The sequence below is a fragment of the Serratia sp. JUb9 genome, assembly GCF_014298095.1.
Lineage (GTDB): Bacteria > Pseudomonadota > Gammaproteobacteria > Enterobacterales > Enterobacteriaceae > Serratia_B > Serratia_B rhizosphaerae.
On the sequence record NZ_CP060416.1, the window covers coordinates 2,877,990 to 2,896,537 of the forward strand.

General features: G+C 61.5%; 17 protein-coding genes and 1 pseudogene. 4 read left to right on the forward strand and 14 right to left on the reverse strand.

Going from position 1 to position 18,548, the window contains the following annotated elements; all coding sequences use genetic code 11:
* Position 1: 1 nt before the first annotated feature.
* The 4 genes and pseudogenes from HF675_RS13655 to HF675_RS13670 all read left to right on the forward strand — a co-directional run bounded on the left by HF675_RS13655 (position 2) and on the right by HF675_RS13670 (position 3,642).
* Positions 2-1,036, forward strand: coding sequence for a hemin-degrading factor (locus tag HF675_RS13655; protein WP_187043229.1), 1,035 nt, complete (start codon positions 2-4; stop codon positions 1,034-1,036).
* Entirely contained in the window at positions 1,033-1,860 is an 828-nt protein-coding gene (locus HF675_RS13660) for a hemin ABC transporter substrate-binding protein (protein ID WP_187043230.1), read from the forward strand. The genes HF675_RS13655 and HF675_RS13660 overlap by 4 nt, the downstream gene beginning before the upstream one ends.
* Positions 1,860-2,864 (forward strand): annotated as a pseudogene (locus HF675_RS13665) (FecCD family ABC transporter permease). The gene HF675_RS13660 and the pseudogene HF675_RS13665 overlap by 1 nt, the downstream one beginning before the upstream one ends.
* Positions 2,857-3,642 carry a heme ABC transporter ATP-binding protein gene (locus tag HF675_RS13670; RefSeq protein ID WP_105230879.1) on the forward strand — a complete coding sequence of 262 codons (786 nt, stop codon included), beginning with the start codon at positions 2,857-2,859 and terminating at the stop codon, positions 3,640-3,642. Before HF675_RS13665 ends, HF675_RS13670 begins: the two are co-directional and overlap by 8 nt.
* A gap of 7 nt (positions 3,643-3,649) precedes the next feature.
* On the opposite strand, the gene HF675_RS13675 is transcribed toward HF675_RS13670, so the two are convergent.
* The 14 genes from HF675_RS13675 to btuC form a co-directional block, all read right to left on the reverse strand.
* Positions 3,650-5,092, reverse strand: a complete 1,443-nt coding sequence (locus HF675_RS13675) for a protein adenylyltransferase SelO (RefSeq protein ID WP_187043231.1) — start codon at positions 5,090-5,092, stop codon at positions 3,650-3,652.
* A gap of 243 nt (positions 5,093-5,335) precedes the next feature.
* Positions 5,336-6,088 (reverse strand): EAL domain-containing protein, encoded by a 753-nt coding sequence (locus tag HF675_RS13680; protein ID WP_187043232.1) that lies wholly within the window; start codon positions 6,086-6,088, stop codon positions 5,336-5,338.
* Positions 6,089-6,582: 494 nt separating this feature from the next.
* Positions 6,583-7,596: a lipoate--protein ligase A gene (locus tag HF675_RS13685; RefSeq protein ID WP_105230876.1), complete on the reverse strand. Its 1,014-nt coding sequence runs from the start codon at positions 7,594-7,596 to the stop codon at positions 6,583-6,585.
* Between the two features lie 76 nt (positions 7,597-7,672).
* The gene (locus HF675_RS13690) at positions 7,673-8,131 is read right to left on the reverse strand and encodes an NlpC/P60 family protein (protein WP_187043233.1); all 459 of its coding nucleotides are present in this window, start codon (positions 8,129-8,131) and stop codon (positions 7,673-7,675) included.
* A 136-nt stretch (positions 8,132-8,267) separates the two neighbouring features.
* Positions 8,268-8,654: a 4-amino-4-deoxy-L-arabinose-phosphoundecaprenol flippase subunit ArnF gene (arnF, locus tag HF675_RS13695; protein ID WP_105230874.1), complete on the reverse strand. Its 387-nt coding sequence runs from the start codon at positions 8,652-8,654 to the stop codon at positions 8,268-8,270.
* Positions 8,651-8,995: a 4-amino-4-deoxy-L-arabinose-phosphoundecaprenol flippase subunit ArnE gene (gene arnE / locus HF675_RS13700; RefSeq protein ID WP_187043234.1), complete on the reverse strand. Its 345-nt coding sequence runs from the start codon at positions 8,993-8,995 to the stop codon at positions 8,651-8,653. Before arnE ends, arnF begins: the two co-directional genes overlap by 4 nt.
* Entirely contained in the window at positions 8,992-10,656 is a 1,665-nt protein-coding gene (arnT, locus tag HF675_RS13705) for a lipid IV(A) 4-amino-4-deoxy-L-arabinosyltransferase (protein ID WP_187043235.1), read from the reverse strand. Before arnT ends, arnE begins: the two co-directional genes overlap by 4 nt.
* Positions 10,653-11,558 (reverse strand): 4-deoxy-4-formamido-L-arabinose-phosphoundecaprenol deformylase, encoded by a 906-nt coding sequence (gene arnD / locus HF675_RS13710; protein WP_187043236.1) that lies wholly within the window; start codon positions 11,556-11,558, stop codon positions 10,653-10,655. The genes arnT and arnD overlap by 4 nt, the downstream gene beginning before the upstream one ends.
* Positions 11,555-13,537 (reverse strand): bifunctional UDP-4-amino-4-deoxy-L-arabinose formyltransferase/UDP-glucuronic acid oxidase ArnA, encoded by a 1,983-nt coding sequence (arnA, locus tag HF675_RS13715; RefSeq protein WP_187044741.1) that lies wholly within the window; start codon positions 13,535-13,537, stop codon positions 11,555-11,557. Before arnA ends, arnD begins: the two co-directional genes overlap by 4 nt.
* Complete coding sequence (arnC, locus tag HF675_RS13720; RefSeq protein WP_105230870.1) at positions 13,537-14,517, reverse strand: undecaprenyl-phosphate 4-deoxy-4-formamido-L-arabinose transferase; 981 nt, start codon at positions 14,515-14,517, stop codon at positions 13,537-13,539. The genes arnA and arnC overlap by 1 nt, the downstream gene beginning before the upstream one ends.
* Positions 14,504-15,658 (reverse strand): UDP-4-amino-4-deoxy-L-arabinose aminotransferase, encoded by a 1,155-nt coding sequence (arnB, locus tag HF675_RS13725; RefSeq protein ID WP_105230869.1) that lies wholly within the window; start codon positions 15,656-15,658, stop codon positions 14,504-14,506. The genes arnC and arnB overlap by 14 nt, the downstream gene beginning before the upstream one ends.
* 401 nt (positions 15,659-16,059) lie before the next feature.
* Complete coding sequence (btuD, locus tag HF675_RS13730) at positions 16,060-16,815, reverse strand: vitamin B12 ABC transporter ATP-binding protein BtuD (RefSeq protein WP_187043237.1); 756 nt, start codon at positions 16,813-16,815, stop codon at positions 16,060-16,062.
* A gap of 14 nt (positions 16,816-16,829) precedes the next feature.
* Positions 16,830-17,381, reverse strand: a complete 552-nt coding sequence (locus HF675_RS13735) for a glutathione peroxidase (RefSeq protein ID WP_111737200.1) — start codon at positions 17,379-17,381, stop codon at positions 16,830-16,832.
* A gap of 76 nt (positions 17,382-17,457) precedes the next feature.
* Positions 17,458-18,459, reverse strand: a complete 1,002-nt coding sequence (btuC, locus tag HF675_RS13740; protein WP_105230867.1) for a vitamin B12 ABC transporter permease BtuC — start codon at positions 18,457-18,459, stop codon at positions 17,458-17,460.
* Positions 18,460-18,548 lie beyond the last annotated feature (89 nt).

An 18,548-nucleotide genomic window follows, 5' to 3' on the forward strand; every position in this document is an offset into this window, starting at 1 on the left:
CATGAACAACGACCTCTATGCACGCTATCTGCAGGCTAAACAGGATCACCCCGGTAAATACGCGCGCGATCTGGCGGCGCTGCTCGCCGTCAGCGAAGCGGAACTGACCCACGCCCGCGTGGGCCACGACGCCCGCCGTCTGCAGGCCGACGTCCGTACGCTGCTCGGCGAGCTGGAACAGGTCGGCGTCACCAAATCGCTCACCCGCAACGACTATGCGGTGCATGAACAGATGGGACGCTACCGCAATCAGCAGTTAAGCGGCCACGCGGGGCTGATCCTCAACCCGCGCGAACTGGACCTGCGGCTGTTTCTCGGCCAGTGGGCCAGCGCCTTCAGCCTGAGCGAAAGCAACCAGCGCGGCGTACGCCACAGCATCCAGTTTTTCGATCGTCAGGGCGATGCATTGCATAAGGTATACAGCAGCGATGAAACCGATCTGACCGCCTGGCTGGCGCTGGTCGAACGCCATGCCGCGTCGGACAACCCGCCGCTGGCGCTGCAGCCGGAGCCGGCCCGGGCGGAAAACCGCGACGCCGACGCCGCGCGCATCGACAGTGAATGGCGCGCCATGACCGACGTGCACCAGTTCTTCCAGCTGCTGAGTCGCCATCAGCTCGGTCGTCAGCAGGCGTTTCGCGCCGTCGGCGACGATCTGGCCTACCGCGTCGATAACGGCGCGCTGGCGCAGTTGCTGAACGCCGCGCAACAGGCGCAGAACGAAATCATGATTTTCGTCAGCAACCGCGGCTGCGTGCAGATCTTTACCGGCCAGATTGAGCGCCTGCTGCCGCAAAACGGCTGGCTGAACGTGTTTAACCGGCGCTTTACCCTGCATCTGATCGAAGAGGCCATCGCCGAAAGCTGGATCACCCGTAAGCCGACCAAAGACGGCATCGTCACCAGTCTGGAGCTGTTCGCCGCCGACGGCACGCAGATCGCCCAGCTGTACGGCCAGCGCAGCGAGGGCCAGCCGGAACAAACCCTGTGGCGTGAGCAGATCGCCACACTGCAGCCGCGGGGCATCGCCGCATGACGCGCTTATTCTCCCGCGTGCTGGCGCTGTGCGCGGCGCTGATGACGCCGCTGGCCGGGGCGGCGGAACGCATCGTCTCTATCGGCGGCGACGTCAGTGAAATCGTCTATGCACTCGGCGCCGGCGATCGGCTGGTGGCGCGCGACAGCACCAGCCTCTCCCCCGCCGCGCTGCAGGCGCTGCCGGACGTCGGTTACATGCGCCAGCTGAACGCCGAGGGCATTCTGGCGCTGAAGCCGACGCTGGTGCTGACCAGCGATCTGGCGCAGCCGGCGCTGGTATTTCGCCAACTGGCCGACAGCGGCGTGCGCGTGGTGCATATCCCGGCCGACAGCGCGCCGGAAGCGGTCAGCGAAAAAATCGCCGCCGTGGCCGCCGCACTGGATCGTCGGCAGCAGGGACAGCAGCTGATCGCGCGCTATCGCCAGCAGTTGGCGGCGGTCAACACCCGGCCGCTGCCGGTAAAAGTGCTGTTTATCATGAGCCACGGCGGCATGACGCCAATGGCCGCCGGGCAGGACACCGCCGCCGACGCCGCCATTCGCGCCGCCGGCCTGCGCAATGCGATGCAGGGATTCAGCCACTACCGGCCGCTGTCGCAGGAAGGCGTAATCGCCAGCGCGCCGGACCTGTTGCTGGTGGGACGCGACGGCGTGAAAACCCTCGGCGGCGTGGAACAGCTGTGGAAACTGCCCGGCATCGCCCTGACGCCGGCGGGGAAAAAACGCCGCGTGCTGGTAGTCGACGATATGGCGCTGCTGGGGTTCGGCCTGCAAACGCCGGACGCCCTGATTAAGCTGCGCCGCGCCGCGGAGCAGCCGTAATGCCGTGCCGCCGTTCGCCACGGCTGGCGCTGGTGACACTGCTGGCTCTGCTGACCATGCTGTCGCTGATTGCCGCCAATTACGGCGCGCTGACATTGTCATTCCGCACCCTGTGGCAGCAGCCGTTCGGCGATGCCGCCTGGCATATCTGGCTGAATATCCGCCTGCCGCGGGTGCTGCTGGCGGTGCTGATCGGCTGCGCGCTGGCGGTGGCCGGCACGGTGATGCAGGGGCTGTTCCGTAACCCGCTGGCGGACCCCAGCCTGCTGGGGATCAGCAGCGGCGGCGCGCTGCTGGTGGCGCTGTCGATTGTGCTGCCGCTCGCGCTGCCGGCGATGTTGGCGCTGTACGGCCAGATGCTGGCGGCATTTCTCGGCAGCCTGCTGGTCTCGGCGCTGATTTACGCCATCAGCCGCGGCGGCCACGGCAGCCTGTCGCGGCTGCTGCTGGCCGGCATCGCCATTAACGCGCTGTGTATGGCGGCAATCGGCGTCTTGTCTTATCTCAGCAACGACCAGCAGCTGCGCCAGTTCTCCCTATGGATGATGGGCAGTCTGAACCAGTCGCAGTGGCCGACGCTGGCGGTGGCGGCCTCGCTGATTCTGCCCGCCTGCCTGCTGACGCTGCTGCAGGCGCGCCGTCTTAACCTGCTGCAGTTGGGGGATGAGGAGGCGCACTATCTGGGAGTTAACGTGGCGCGGGTTAAATTACAGCTGCTGCTGCTCAGCGCCCTGCTGACCGGCGCGGCGGTCGCCGTCAGCGGGGTGATCGGCTTTATCGGCCTGGTGGTGCCGCACCTGATGCGGCTGCGGCTCGGCGGCGATCACCGCTGGCTGCTGCCCGCCTCGGCGCTGGGAGGCGCTTGCCTGCTGCTGGTCAGCGATACCCTGGCGCGCACGCTGGTGGCGCCGGCGTAGATGCCGGTCGGCCTGATGACCAGCCTGCTGGGCGGCCCCTATTTTTTATGGCTGGTGATGCGCCAGCAGGAGCGTAACCGTGGCTAAATCCGCCAGCCTGACGGCGCAGCAGTTGCGCTATCGCCTGGGCGAGCGCCGGCTGATTCATGATGTGTCGCTGAGCATCGCCAGCGGCGAAATGGTGGCGATTATCGGCCCCAATGGGGCCGGCAAATCCACCCTGCTGCGCCTGCTGACCGGCTATCTGCAGCCGGACTGCGGCGAGTGCCGGCTGCTGGAACGACCGCTGGAACAGTGGACGCCCGACCGGCTGGCCAAAGTGCGCGCGGTGATGCGGCAGCACAGCGAGCTGGCCTTCCCGTTCAGCGTCGAAGACGTGGTGGCGATGGGACGTGCGCCGCACGGTATGCGCGACGCGGCACAGGCGGTGCATGAGGTGATGACGCAGACCGACTGCCTCAGTCTGGCGTCGCGGGATTACCGCCGGCTCTCCGGCGGCGAGCAGCAACGGGTGCAGCTGGCGCGGGTGCTGGCGCAGCTGTGGCAACCGCAGCCGTCGCCGCGTTGGCTGTTTCTTGACGAACCCACCTCGGCGCTTGATTTATACCACCAGCAACATACGTTGCGGCTACTGCATGACCTGACGCGGCAGCAGCCGCTGGCGGTGTGCTGCGTACTGCACGATCTCAATCTGGCGGCGCTGTATGCCGATCGCATCCTGCTGCTGCATCAGGGGCGGCTGGTGGCCGACGGTACGCCGGCCGAGGTGCTGCAGGCCGAAACCCTCACCCGCTGGTATCAGGCAGACCTCGGCGTGATGACTCATCCGGAATTCACGACGCCGCAGGTGTATCTGCGCCGCTGAGGCGGCGTCAGCTGGAACAGGAAATTTCCAGGTGCTTGCCCCACTCCGGCGGCAGCGCCGCCAGCGCGTCATAGCGCGCATCGTCGTCATACGGCTTCAGCAATGCCTGGTGCAGATGCGCCAGCTTGCTGACGTCGTCCTGTTCTGCCGCCGCGATCGCCTCCTGCGCCAGGTAGTTACGCAGGATCAGTTTCGGGTTCACCGCCTGCATGGCCTGCCGGCGCTGCGCATCGCTCACCTGTTCCTGCTGCAGCCGTTCGCGGTAGCGGCGGTACCAGCCGTCAAACGCCGCACGGTCGATAAACTCATCGCGCAGCGGCGAGTGCGCCTGCTGCTGCTCCACCTCGCTCAGCAGACGGAAGGTGCGGGTATAGTCGCGTCCCTCCTGCGCCATCAGGCTCAGCAACTCGGTGAGCAGATCGTTATCCTGCCGCTGCTGGCTGAAGAAGCCCAGCTTGGCGCGCATGCGTTCGCCATAGGCGCGCATCAGCGCCGGCTCATACGCCGCCAGCGCCTGCTGCAGCTGTTCTGGACTCATCAACCCCGACAGCGCCTGCGCCAGACGGTGCAGGTTCCACAGCGCCACCGCCGGCTGGTTGTCAAAGGCGTAACGCCCCTGATGATCCGAGTGGTTGCAGATATAACCCGGCTGATAATCGTCGAGGAAACCGTAAGGGCCGTAGTCGATGGTCAGACCGAGAATCGACATATTGTCGGTATTCATCACGCCGTGAGCAAAACCGACCGTCTGCCAGTCCGCCATCAGCCGCGCGGTGCGCTCCGCCACGTCGGTGAACCAGAGCAGGTATTTATCCTGCCGTTCGGCCAGCTGCGGCCAGTGGCGTTCAATGACAAAATCGGCCAGTTGCCGCACCTGCTCCGGCTGCTGGCGGTAGTAGAAATGCTCGAAATGGCCGAAACGCACGTGGCTTTCCGCCACGCGCAGCAGCATCGCGCCGCGCTCTACCTGCTCGCGGTAGACCGGCTGGTCGCTGGTTACCACCGTCAGCGCGCGCGTGGTGGCGATACCCAGATGATGCATCGCCTCCGACGCCAGAAACTCGCGGATTGCCGAGCGCAGCACCGCACGGCCGTCGCCCATGCGGGAATACGGCGTCAGGCCGGCCCCCTTCAGGTGCCAGTCGAGATGCGTACCGTCCGCCAGGCGCTGCTCCCCCAGCAAAATGCCGCGCCCGTCGCCCAGTTGCCCGGCCCAGACGCCAAACTGATGGCCGCTGTAGACCTGCGCCAGCGGCTGCATGCCCGGCAGCAGTCGCTCTCCGCTCCAGACCGGCGTATTTTCCGCCGTAAACCAGCTGTCATCCAGCCCCAGCTGCTGCGCCAGCGGCGCGCTGTGGTACAGCAAACGCGCGCCTTCCAGCGGGGTGGGCGTCAAGGCGGTATAGAAACCGGGCAGTTGCCGGTAATAAGCGTTATCAAACTGCGGCATAGGATCTCCGTGAATACTGGGCGCGCACCGCCGCCTCAGGCAACGGTGCGCGGGTCTCCGCCTACTCTACTGCCTGCGGCGGTCGATTAACACGGAGTAATTACAAGGAGAAAGACATTCCGGCGAGCGGCAAGCGCCAGCGGGCAAATTACCGGCGCCGCGAAAGTATCGGCGCCGTAAAATTAACGCCGCCTACACCCATTATTGATAAGGGTATATCTGCAGTATTAAATACGTTCAGGATTAATGATTATCCGGCGCATCAGCGTCGATAAATTCTGGCGGAACTTTGCACAAGGTATCCAACTGTTCTCCCCCGACGGCCGGCCATAAAAAACCCTGCAGTCCTAAAACACCGGCGCGATCGAGATGATTAAAGTAGGCTTTTTTTTCAATACCGCCAACGATAATACCCTGACACAGTAAATTGATATTTCTCAGCAGCGAATCCATCACCGTATCGGATCCCGGATGTGAAAACAGCCGCCAGTAAAAACGTTTGTCTATTTTTACATAGGTAAATAAACCGTCATACAACGGCGTCAGCGTAGCCTGACCGGAGCCGAAATCATCCAGCCAGAGCGTGAACAATTCGCTGAGCCGGCGGACGGTCGCATTGTTTTTTCCGGCCGACAACTGGGGAAAACTCTCGCTGATTTCAACTACGATAAACGGCTGCCGCCGCAGGCGTTGACACAGTTGATTATCCTGCAACAACAGCGCCGCCAGCGTGGCGTCAATATTAATACTTAATAATACCTGATGCTCAATAAACCAATCCGCATAGGCTTCTATCACCCCGAGTTGCTCATAAAATAACGCTTCTTTCTGCGCTGGCTGCAATAAATTAACGCCAATCTCCGCCGGCATCGCCAGGGCGCCGTCCGGACTATTGAAACGGCTTTGAATTTCTAACGCTAACAGCCGTCCGCTGAGGGTATAGACAGGCTGGAATACATGGCGAATGGTAAAGTCAGTTTCAAATTGGATTTTCATTTTAATGCCGGAATAAAAATGGCGAGCATCTCATCGTATATCAATAATTTTTATCGATCAATCACCGATAGATTAATCGGAAATAACGATGCAAATACCAATAAATAAGTATTAGATTGATAGCTTTAAACTATAAGAAAGTCACGCCCACGACTTAAAAATGAGATAAAACTGAGAGACAAAATAGTTTACAGCCAGCTGCCGCACACCTTTTTCACTTAATGCATCGCAGTATGCTAACAATTTGACTTAATTATTTTAATTACGCAGAAACATGAATAAACACCAAGAAAAATCTTATCTTTTATTTTTTCACGCACGCCGATTTGCGTTACATCGGATTCAATATGATTAGACAGCAATTATCGGCGTTATTCCCGGCATTGAACGGCAGAAAAAATGCCTGCCCTCATTTGCCGATATTGAACGGGCAACAGGCGGGGAATACCGGACGGCGACGAAAAATATCCGCTGCCGTCCGCTCAGCGCGACGGTTATTTGATGGTTTCGCTGAGCCAGCGGCACAGTTCCGCCAGCTCCGTCCGCTGGGCCGGATATTCATCAATCAGTTGCCGGCAGCACGCCGCCACCGCATCGCTGCGGTAGGCGCAGCCCACCAGCAGCTCGGCCAGCCGCTGCAGCGCCGCCGGCTGCAGGCTGTCGGTAAAAATCTGCGACCGGCTGATGGCGCCCTGCTCAACGTCAAAAAAGATATCCACCCCACCCCAGCTGAAACGCTCGTTCAGCAGGTGGCTGAAGGCCGGCGCCTTGCCGAAATTCCACGCCCAGCTGCTCTGTTTGGCAAACTGTTCGGCAAAGTTAGGCAGGTCGGGATACACGTCGGGCGAGATCACTTCCGCCACGGCGCTGCCGCCGTAGTAGGCGAAAAACGCCTGCACGATGGCGTCGCACACCTGCTGATGGGTGATCGTCGGCAAAAACTCCGCCAGATTGGCCACCCGTGAACGCACTGAGGTAATGCCCTTGGCCTGCAGTTTTTTTTCATCGGGGTTCAGGTAGTCCGCCAGGCGGTTCAGATCGGCGTTCAACAGCAGCGTGCCGTGGTGAAAGCCGCGATCCGGTGTTTCGCGGTAGGCGGAACCGGAGATTTTGCGCGTGCCCTCGGCGGTGTCGATCACCAGATCGTTGCGCCCGGAAGCCGTCGCCCGGATGCCCAGCGTCGCTAGCGCCTGCAGGATAATCTGCGTTGACACGCTTTTATCATAGCCCGGCTTGCCGGCCATAAAGGTAAAACAGGTATTGCCCAAATCGTGGAATACCGCCCCGCCGCCGCTGCTGCGGCGCGCCAGCCGAATGCCGTCCTGTTCCATACGGCGGGTGTTGCACTCTTTCCACGGGTTTTGCGATTGGCCTATCACCACCGTTTCCGCATTGCGCCACAGAAACAGGATTTTTTGCGTGCTCATCTCGCGGAAGATGCACTCTTCCACCGCCAGATTGAACCAGGGATCGTAAGAATCGGAAATCAATACGCGCAGGGCTGTCATCACAGTTACCGGTCAGAACATCATGCCGGTATGATAACGGAATACAACATTTTCGCTTACCGAAAAAAGCGGGTGCCTAGATGCGACGCGCCTGCCAGTACACTTTTTTCCAATACACGTTGTTCAGCGAGGAGCGGATCACCCCGCGGCTGGTGGAAGCATGGATAAACTGATCGTTGGTGTCATAAATCCCGACGTGCAGGCCGTTTTCCCCGTGGCCGGTTTTGAAGAACACCAGATCGCCCGGCATCAGTTCATCGCGCGAGACTTTACTGCCGAGCGAGGTTTGGTCTTCCGTCGAGCGCGGCAGCTGCATGTCAAAGCGGTCGCGGAAAGTGCGATAGACAAAGCCGGAGCAGTCAACGCCGCCGCGGTCCAGCCCGCCGTAACGGTAAGGCGTGCCGTGCCACTGACGCAGCTGTTCATTCAGCTGCGCCACCACCACGATGGAATCCGCCAGCCGGCCGCTCGGCGGCGGCGCATGGCTGCTGCAGCCGGCCAGCACCAGGCTGATCAATAAGAACCAGGTACGCATTGTTATCATCCCTTGCTTGCATACGTTGCCGCATCGCCCGCGCGGCGGGAAGTCACGGCGCTATGCGGGTAATTTATCCTCGCCGATGGAAAAAAGGCAAGTTTCAACCGGGATAATTCTGATATGGCGCCAATTTTTAGCGCTTCCGGGCATCCTGCCGCGCTATCAGCCACACCCCCAGCAGTATCAGCAGCGTACCCAGACTTTTTAACCAACTGGCGGATTCGTTAAACCACGGCAACGCCACCGCCGCCAGATACACCAGCACATAACTGACGCCCAGCAACGGATAGGCGCGGCTCAGCGCCAGGGTGCGCAGCGCCATCAGCCAGCACAGCATCGACAACCCGTAGCCGGCGATGCCGAATGCCACCGCCAGCAGCGCCGGCAGGCTTCCCGCCGCCGGCAGCGCCAGACTATGCAGCGACAGCGGCGGCAACTGCACCATGCCCCACTTCATCAGCAGCTGCGCGGCGCTGACCAGCAGCACGCTGGCGATGCCCCAGATGTAGCCCTTTCTCATAACGGCGCGCTCATCAGCAGGATCCCCACAACGATGGCGACGACGCCGCACCAGTGACGCGGCGCGATCGACTCCTTAAACAGCAGGCGGGACGCCAGCGTCACCAGCACGAAATTGAGGCTGAGCATCGGGTAGGCCTGGCTGAGCGGCAGCCGCTGCAATACCGCCAGCCATACCGCCAGCCCCGCCGCCAGCAGCGTCAGCGCCAGCCCCAGCCAGCGCAGCAGGTAGCGACGGCGCACCCTGGCAGGTAAGCGCCAGCCGCGCGCCGCCTGTTTCTGACACAGCTGCCCGCCGCAGGTCAGCAGACACGCCAGTAAGACCAGCAGGTAGCCGCTCATGGCTGCTGCTGATACCAGTACAAAACGTAGCGGTTCATGCGCTGCATCTTATCCGGCGGCGGCAGCCGATCGGACAGGCTCTCCCCGCGCGACAGCTGCAGCGCCAGCGCCACGTTGCCCTGCTGGCGCGCCTGCGCCAGCCATGACGCGAACTCGCCCTCGCTGATAAACCGGTCGTGCGCATCCGCATAGCCCAGCCCATACCCCACCTCACCCTGTTCGTTGTACATCAGCACGTCGCCGCGCTTTAACTGCCAGGAGAGGCCGGCAGCCAGCCCCACACTGTCGCTCAGTACGTAGCGGCTGTGCGCCAGCAGCGTCTGATTGGTGCGGATAAAGTTCTGCGGCTGTTTGGCGTCGATCACCTGCTGCGGAATGGCATAACCGATCAGCAGGCACAGCAGCAGCGGACAAGCGGCTGCCCACGTCCAACGCCGGCCGCCCTCGCCCAGCGACAGCACGGCAAACAGCAGCCAACCGGCAAACGCCGTCGCCCCCAGCGCCAGCTTTATCCCCTCGTGTGGGCCGAACAGCGGCGTGCCCGGCAGCAGACCGCTGCCAAGCAGCAACAGCGCGAGCAGCCCCAGCGCGCCGAACAGACCGTTAAGCAGCGCATTAATCCTGAATACCCGGCTGCGCAGCGCGCTCAGCCGCGCTTCGGCATACTCCGCGATCAGCAGCGCCAGCGGCGCCATGCAGGGCAGAATATAGGTCGGCAGTTTGCCTTTGGCGATGCTGAAAAACAGCAGCGGCATCAGTACCCAACTGAGCAGGAAGAACAGCTCCGGCCGCGCGGCGCGCTCGCGCCAGCCTTTGAACAACGCCCCCGGCAGCAGCGCCAGCCACGGCAGTACGCCGGCCATCAGCACCGGCAGGTAATACCAGAACGGCGCTTTATGTTGGGCATCATTCTCCGCAAAACGCTGGATATGCTCCACCCAGAAGAAATAGCGCCAGAAGTCCGGCTCGCGCTGAGCGATCGCCAGCGCCCACGGCAGGCTGAGCAATGCCGCCGTGACAATCGCCAGCGGGCCGTAGATCAACAGATCGCGCCAGCGCCGCTGAGTAATGGCGATCGGCAGCACGGCGATCACCGGCACCGCCAACGCCAGAAAGCCTTTGGTCATAAACCCCATGCCGCAGGCCAGACCGAGCAGCGCGTAAGCGCCCAGCTTGCCCCTGACCGAGACGGCCTGCAGGGCCAGGTAATAACTGACCATCGCCGCCGTCATCCATAACGCGATCATCGGGTCGAGCACGCTGTAGGTGCCGATGCTGAACACCAGCACCATCGACAGGAAAATCAGCGCCGCCAGCCCGGCGCGGCGCGCGTTGCGCCACATCAGCATCGCCAGAGCAAACACCAGCAGCGCGCTGACGCCGCTGCAAAATACCGCACCAAAACGCACGGCGAAGTTGCTGTCGCCAAACAGCCACTGACTGATGTTATTGATCCAGTAACCCGCTACCGGCTTTTCAAAATAGCGCAGTCCCAGCAGATGCGGCACGACCCAGTCGCCGCGCTGCAGCATCTCGCGGCTGATCTCCGCATAGCGGGTTTCATCCGGCTGCCACAGCAGGCGGCCGTTGAGCGGCAGCAGATACGCCAGCACAAAAAACAGCGATGCAACGATGGCCCAGGCGTTTTTTAACGACTTCATGCAACGTCCTTCACGTCGGTTTGGCGGCCCAGCCAGCCTTCACGGCCGGGAAAAGGCCCGCGTTCAATATCGCCCGGCGGCAGCGACGACAAATCAGCCGGCAACAGCGCGCCCAGCGGACAAAATTCAATGCCCTGCCGCTGCGCCCGCTGCAGTAGCTGCTCAAACATCGCCGCCTGCGACATGCCTTCCACTTCGGTGTGGATGGTATAGACCGGCACGCCGGCGTCTTGCGCTATCGCCCGCAGGATATAGTCATTAAAATCCCTCATACTGACTTCACGGCCAATCACCTCATCAAAGGTCGGCAGCGTGACCGGAATCTGCACCGTGCCCAGGCTGCCGTCATCAAGCCGCGGCCGGAACGGATGCGTACCGCGGCAGTCGCTGTTGTAGTCAAAAGCAAAACGCTCCTTCACCGCCAGCACGCGCCGATCGGCGCGCCAGCCGGCGACCGCCGAACATCGCACCGGCTGGCCGGCGGCGGCGCTCAACGCATCAACGCCCAGTTGGATCTGCCGCGCCAGCTGCGCCTCGGACCAGCGCCCGGCGTTGGCCTGCCAGCCCTGATGATCCCAGGCGTGCAGCCCGACCTCATGGCCGGCGGCAGCGGTCTGTTTCATCAGCGGCGCCAGCCGGCGCGCAATATGGCGGCCGGGCCAGGCGGTGCCCGCCAGTAAAATATCCCAACCATAGAGCGAGGCGGCGTTGGAGCGCAGCATCTTCCACAGAAACTGCGGCCGCAGCAGGCGCCACAGATGGCGCCCCATATTGTCCGGCCCGACGCTGAAGAAGAAGCTGGCGCGGATAGCGTACCTGTCGAACAGCGCCAGTAAGCGCGGCACGCCGTCCCGGGTGCCGCTGAAGGTGTCGACATCTACCCGCAGGCCGACTTTCCTCATGCCTCCTCACTTTCCTGCACGGTGGCGCGCAGGAAGTAGTCCAGCGTCTCGGCAACGGTCTGCTGCATGGCGATGGTCGGCTGCCAGTCCAGCAGGCGACGGGCGTTGCGGATGCTCGGCTTGCGGTGCTCCACATCCTGATACCCCTGACCGTAATAGCTGCTGCTCTCAACGTTTTTAAAGCCGGCGAACGGCGGGAAACGGTCGCGCAGCGGGTGGTCGTTAAAGCTGGCCAGCAGCATCTCCGCCAGTTCGCGAATGCTCGCCTCATTGGTAGGGTTGCCGATATTGACGATCTGCCCGTCGCACAGGCCGTCACGGTTTTCAATAATACGGTACAACGCCTCAACCCCGTCGTTAATATCGGTAAAGCAGCGCTTCTGCGCCCCGCCGTCCATCAGTTTGATCGGCGAGCCTTCCACCAGGTTCAGGATCAGCTGGGTGATGGCGCGCGATGAGCCGATGCGTGCGGCGTCCAGGTTGTCCAGCCGTGGCCCCATCCAGTTGAACGGCCGGAACAGCGTGAACTTCAGCCCCTCTTTGGCGCCATAGGCCCAGATCACCCGATCCAGCAGCTGTTTGGATACCGAGTAGATCCAGCGCTGTTTGTTGATCGGCCCGACGATCAGGCGGGAATGATCTTCGTCGAACGCCTGGTCGTCGCACATGCCGTACACTTCCGACGTCGACGGGAAGATAATACGTTTGTTGTACTTCACGCAGTCGCGCACGATCTTCAGGTTTTCTTCAAAATCCAGTTCGAACACCCGCAGCGGGTTACGGGTGTATTCGATCGGCGTGGCGATCGCCACCAGCGGCAGCACCACGTCGCATTTCTTGATGTGATACTCAATCCACTCAGAATGAATGCTGATATCGCCCTCGACAAAGTGGAAGCGCGGATTGTCCAGAAAACGGCTGATGGCATCGGAACCGATATCCAGCCCGTAAATTTCATAGCGATCTTCCCGCAGCAGCCGTTCAGTCAGATGGTTGCCGATAAACCCGTTCACGCCCAGGATCAACACGCGGGTGCGGCGCTTCAGCGCCGACTGCGGCTTGGCCAGCAGGCGAACATCGGCCACAATGCCCATCTCCTGCGCCAGCCGGCTGCCCTGCACGTACAGACCGGCCTCATTCTGCCCGGCGATAATTTCCAGCGCGCCTTCGCCGCAGGCCACCACCAGCGGCGAAGCGCTGAGCACCGTGCCCGGCTGTTTGTCATGCGCAATCGCCAGCGGACGCGAGCGCCAGACAATCAGTTTGCGCTGCCCCAGATAGCTGAACGCGCCGGGATAAGGTTCGGTCACCGCCCGCACCAGGTTATGGATGGCGTCGGCGCTGCGGTGCCACTGAATTTCGCCGTCGGCGGCGCTGCGGCGGCCAAAATAGCTGGCCTGGGATTCATCCTGCGGGCTGAAGGTTGCGCTGCCGTTTTTCAGCTTCGGCAGCTGTTCTTCCAGCAGCTGCGACGCCGCCGCCAGCACTTTCTTATGCAGCGTCAGCGCGGTGTCATCGCCGGCAATCGCCACGCGCTGTTGGCCGACGATATCGCCGGCGTCCGGCCGTTTAACCATTTTATGCAGCGTAACGCCGGTTTCGCTTTCACCGTTAACCAGCACCCAGTTCACCGGCGCGCGGCCGCGGTAGCGCGGCAGCAGCGAACCGTGCAGGTTGAAACCGCCCTGCGGCGCCAACGACAGCACGTCGTCACTCAGCAGGTTGCGGTAGTAGAACGAAAAAATAATCTCCGGCTGCAGTTCGCGGATGCGTTCGACCCACAGCGGGTGGTTCACGTCCTCCGGCGCGTATACCGGCAGGCCCATGTCGGCCCCCAGACGCGCTACCGAAGAGAAAAACTGGTTTTCACCGGGTTGGTCGGTATGGGTAAATACCGCCTGGATGTCGTAACCCGCGTTGCTCAGCGCCTGCAGACCGGCGCAGCCAATATCATGGTAAGCAAATACAATCGCTTTCATCATTCTTCTTCCTGAGTCTCTTGGTCAGGCTGTTTACCGACCACTTTCTGAACAAAATAACGTGGGCGAGCACGCACATCGGTGTAGATGCGCCCGATATACTCGCCGAGCAGTCCCATGCCGACGAACTGGGCGCCAATAAAGCTGAACAGGACGGCAAATAACGTGAATACCCCGCCTTCGGCCCACTCCGGCCCCAATATCAAACGCAGGACGATCAGCAGCAGCGCCAGCACAAATCCGCACAGCGCCACCACGCTGCCGACCACGCTGAGCAGACGCAGCGGCGTGGTGGTCAGACAGGTGATCAGGTCATACATCAGATTGATCAGCTTCATCAGGCTGTACTTGGAGTCGCCGAATTCGCGCTCGGCGTGCCGGACGTCGATTTCAGTGGTGCGGCGGGCAAAGGTGTTCGCCAGAATCGGGATAAAGGTGCTGCGCTCGTGGCAGTGCAGCATCGCCTCGACGATATGGCGCCGATAGGCGCGCAGCATGCAGCCGTAATCGCCCATCGATTTACCGGTGGCGCGTTGGATCATCATATTGATCACTTTGGAGGCGCTTTTACGGAACCAGGAGTCCTGCCGGTTGGCGCGCACGGTGCCCACCACGTCGTACCCCTGCTCCGCGACGCTGACCAGCCGTGGGATCTCTTCCGGCGGGTTTTGCAGGTCGGCGTCCAGCGTGATCACCAGATCGCCGCTCACCTGATTAAAACCGGCCATAATCGCCGAATGCTGGCCGTAGTTGCGGTTCAGCAGCACGGCGATGACATGGCTGCCTGGCCGTTCGGCCGCCGCACTCAGCATATCGGCGGAGTCATCGCTGCTGCCGTCATCCACCAGAATGATTTCATACGCCTGCGTCAGCTGATGACAGGCCGCCATGGTGCGTTCCAGCAGCGCCGGCAGGCTTTCCTGCTCGTTATAGACCGGAATGACGATCGAGACTTTGTTGATCGGTTCAATCTGCGACACGTGACGCCTCCAGTACACTGAACAGCGCACCGACCACGCGGTCGACGTCCGCCTCGCTCATATCCGGGAACAGCGGCAGCGTGCACAGCCGCGCCGAGTTCCATTCGGTATGCGGCAGACTCAGCTGCGGATAACGCTCACGGTAGAATTTTTGCGTATGGGCGGCGCGGAAATGCAGCCCGCTGCCGATGCCCTGCGCCTTCAGACGCTCCATCAGCGTATCGCGGTCGCACCCACAGCGCTCGGCGTCCACCCGTACCATAAACAGGTGCCAGGCGTGATCGTGCGGATAATCCGGCAGCCCCAGCGGCTGGAACGGCGACCCCTGCAGCGCCTGCAGATAGCGTTCGGCCAGCGCCTTGCGGCGTGCGTTCAGCTGCGGCAGACGCGCCAGCTGCACCACGGCGATCGCCGCATGAATGTCGGACAGGTTGTATTTGTAGCCGGGCTCCACCACCTCCGCCTGCGGCGTGCGCCCCTGAGTCTGGCGGTCGAACGCATCCACGCCCAGGCCGTGAAACTTCAGACGCCGTACGCGCTCGGCCAGTTCCGCATCGTCGGTGGCGATCAGTCCGCCTTCGGCGCAGGTCAGGTTTTTTATCGCATGGAAGGAGAAAATCGCCGTGCCGCGCGCGCCGATCCACTCGTCCTGATAGCGGGCGCCTACCGCGTGTGCGGCGTCTTCAATCAGCGGCAGCCGGTGACGGCGGGCAACGTCGCGCAGCGCATCCAGAGGCAGTGGCGCGCCGGCATAATGCACCGGAATAATGGCTTTGGTGCGGGAGGTTATCGCGGCTTCCACATCGGCAGCGCTGACCATCAGCGTCTCGCGGTCAACGTCAATCATGACCGGCGTCGCGCCCAGTAACTCGATCATATTAAGGGTGGACACCCAGGTTTGCGACGGAGTAATCACCTCGTCGCCCAGGCCGATACCCAGCGCCATTAACGTAATATGCATGCCTGCCGTAGCTGAACTGACCGCCACCGCGTGCCGGCAGCCAAAGGTGCGGCAAAAGTCCGCTTCCAGCTGCTGGTTTTGCGGCCCGGTAGTGATCCAACCGGATGTCAGCACCTTGCCTACCGCCGCAATTTCTTCATCGCCAATTGCCGGGCGAGAGAAAGGCAAGAATTGATCCATAGTAAACCTCAAAGATTGCGAACGTGATTTCAATTACAATGTAAGGCGCTTTTATTTAACGGATAGTAAACGCCGGAGAAAGTCGTTCCCGGTTGTTCCATGGTCAATGTACGGCGGCAAGCTTAACTAAACCTTAAGATGAAATTCATTTTCTGCAGAAGTTTTGACGGCGGAATCGCCGTGAGGAATAGAATAAATCCACCAAAAAGCAATAAGTTATAATTATTAACAATTATCTCTTAAAATAAGTGAACTTATATTAAGCCTAGCACTTGAAGTGTGTTTTTCAAGGGGGCGGTCGAATTTAACTCAAATATATCAGCACGAGATGCCGGTATTTAGCCGGCTATTTTATGAAGTTTGTTTATATTCCGTTTACTTATCCTGCGCGTATAAAACGCTTAGGCGGTGGTAGTCATAATCCAGCGCTGATTGCCCGTCGACTGCATATGAAAATCCACCTCATAAATCTGTGACAACAGAGCCGGCTCCATCACCTCATGGGTTACGCCCTGCCTGACCACCTGCCCGGCCTGCAGCAGCCAGACGCGATCTGCCTGCTGTAACGTATGGTTGAGGTCGTGCGCGCACACCAGCGCGCTGCGCCCGCTGCGGCAGAACTCATGCAACAGGCGATCCAGCGCCACTTTTTGCGCCACGTCGAGCGCGCTGGTCGGTTCATCCAGCAATAACAGCCGGCTGTGCGGATTAATGCTGGGCCATACCTGCAGCAGCGCCGCCGCCAGCCGCACCCGCTGCCACTCGCCGCCGGAAAGCTGCTGCAACATGCGCGACAGCTTATCGGTCAGCTTCAGGCTCTGACACAGGTAAAGCATGGCGTTTTCCACCGCCTGCGCCGCTGCGCCCGCCGGCTGGTGCAGAGCCAGGTACTGGAATACCGGCATCAGCGCCGCCGGCGGCTGTTGCTGGCTCAGATAGGCACGCCGCCGTGCCAGCTCACCGGCCTGATAGTCGTCCAGCGGCCGCCCGTCCAGCGCGATCGTTCCGTCCCCCGGCAACAGCCCCGCCAGGCGCGCCAGCAGGCTGCTCTTGCCGGCACCGTTCGGGCCGATCAGATGCACCTGCAGCCCTGCCGCGATCTGCGCGCTAAACGGGGCCAGGCGCCCCGTAACCCCGACCTGGCTAAGCTGCAGCATCGTCTCCATATCCCTTAACGGCTCAGCGCCTGCTCCACCGCCGCCGTCAGCAGCGGATCTTCCGGCGTCATATCCGGGGCAAAGCGCTGGATCACCTGGCCGTCACGGCCAATCAGGAACTTTTCGAAGTTCCACAGGATATCGCCGGGCTGTTTCGGCCCCTGATCCTTACTGATGCGTCGCGCCATAAATTCGCTGCCCTGCGGCGCCAGCGCAGCAGGCTGCGCGGCGATCAGCGCCTGATACAGCGGGTGACGGTTGGCGCCGTTCACCTCGATCTTGCTAAACAGCGGGAACTGCACGCCAAAATTGGTGCGGCAAAATGCCTGAATCTGCTCATTGCTGCCCGGCTCCTGCGCCAGGAACTGATTGCACGGGAAGCCCAGCACCGTCAGCCCCTGCTGACGATACGTTTCATACAGTTTTTCCAGACCTGCATACTGTTTGGTCAACCCGCATTCTGAAGCCACATTGACCACCAGCAGCACATCGCCCTGATACGCCTGCAGCGTAGTCTGGCGGTTGTCGATCGTGGTCAGCGGAATGTCATAAATAGCCTGTGTCATCATCGTTATCCTGTCAGTTTGAGAGTCGTCATCGGTAAAAGTCCGGCGCCTGCGCCGGATGCCTGCCACAGCCAGCTTACGCCTTCACCCGGGTCAGTAGCCAGATAAACAGCGGCGCGCCGAGGGTGGCGGTTACCACGCCGATCGGCAGCTCCGCCGACAGCAGCGTGATACGCGCCACCACATCGGCGGCCAACAGCACGCCGGCGCCGGCCAGCGCGCAGCCGGGCAGCAGGTAACGCTGATCGGTCAGGCCGCTCAGCCGCAGCATATGCGGGATCACCAGACCGACGAAACCGATCACCCCCGCCAACGCCACGCTGACGCCCACTAACCAGCCGACGGCCAACACCAGCAGGTTACGCCACAGGTGCAGCGGCAGGCCCAGCTGACGCGCCTGAGTTTCCCCCAGCGTCATCAGGTTGAGCGCCTTACCCTGCCGGCACAGCCACAGCACCACCGGCAACAGCGCCACAATCAGCCATTTTTGCCGCCAGTCGACGCCGCCAAAACCGCCCATCATCCAGTACATCAGCTGGCGCAGATCCAGGCTGGAGCTGAAATAGACCGCCCAGGTCATAACGGCGCTGCAGACGATGCCCAAAGCCACCCCCACCAGCAGCAGGCGCGTATTGGTCAGACGTCGCCGGCGGGCAAACCCGAGCAGTAACAAGGTCATCGCCAGCGCGCCGATAATCGCGCTGAGGCTCATCCACGCCACCGGCAGCAGCCCGTGGCTCAGCAGAATCGTCAGCACCAGGGCCACGCCGGCACCGTTGGCGACGCCCAGCAGCCCCGGTTCCGCCAGCGGATTTTCAAACAGCGCCTGCATTACCGCACCGGCCACCGCCAGGCTGGCGCCTACCAGCATCACCGCCAGCGCGCGCGGCAGACGCAACTGCCAGACAAACAGCCGGCCGGCGTCGCCAAACCACTGGTTCGGCCACAGCCAAAGATCGCCGGCGCTCAGGCTGAACACCAGCGCCACCGCCACGCCCAATGCCAACAGTGACAGATAGCGCTTATCGCGCCGGCGCTGGTTTTTCAGTAAAAGCGTGAAGGTCTGGCTGGTTGGCATAAACGCGGCAATTCCCTGTGGGCCGAAGAAGCCGGCCGGATCGTTAACATCTGTAGTTAAATATTAGGGGGTTAACGACGTCAGGGAAA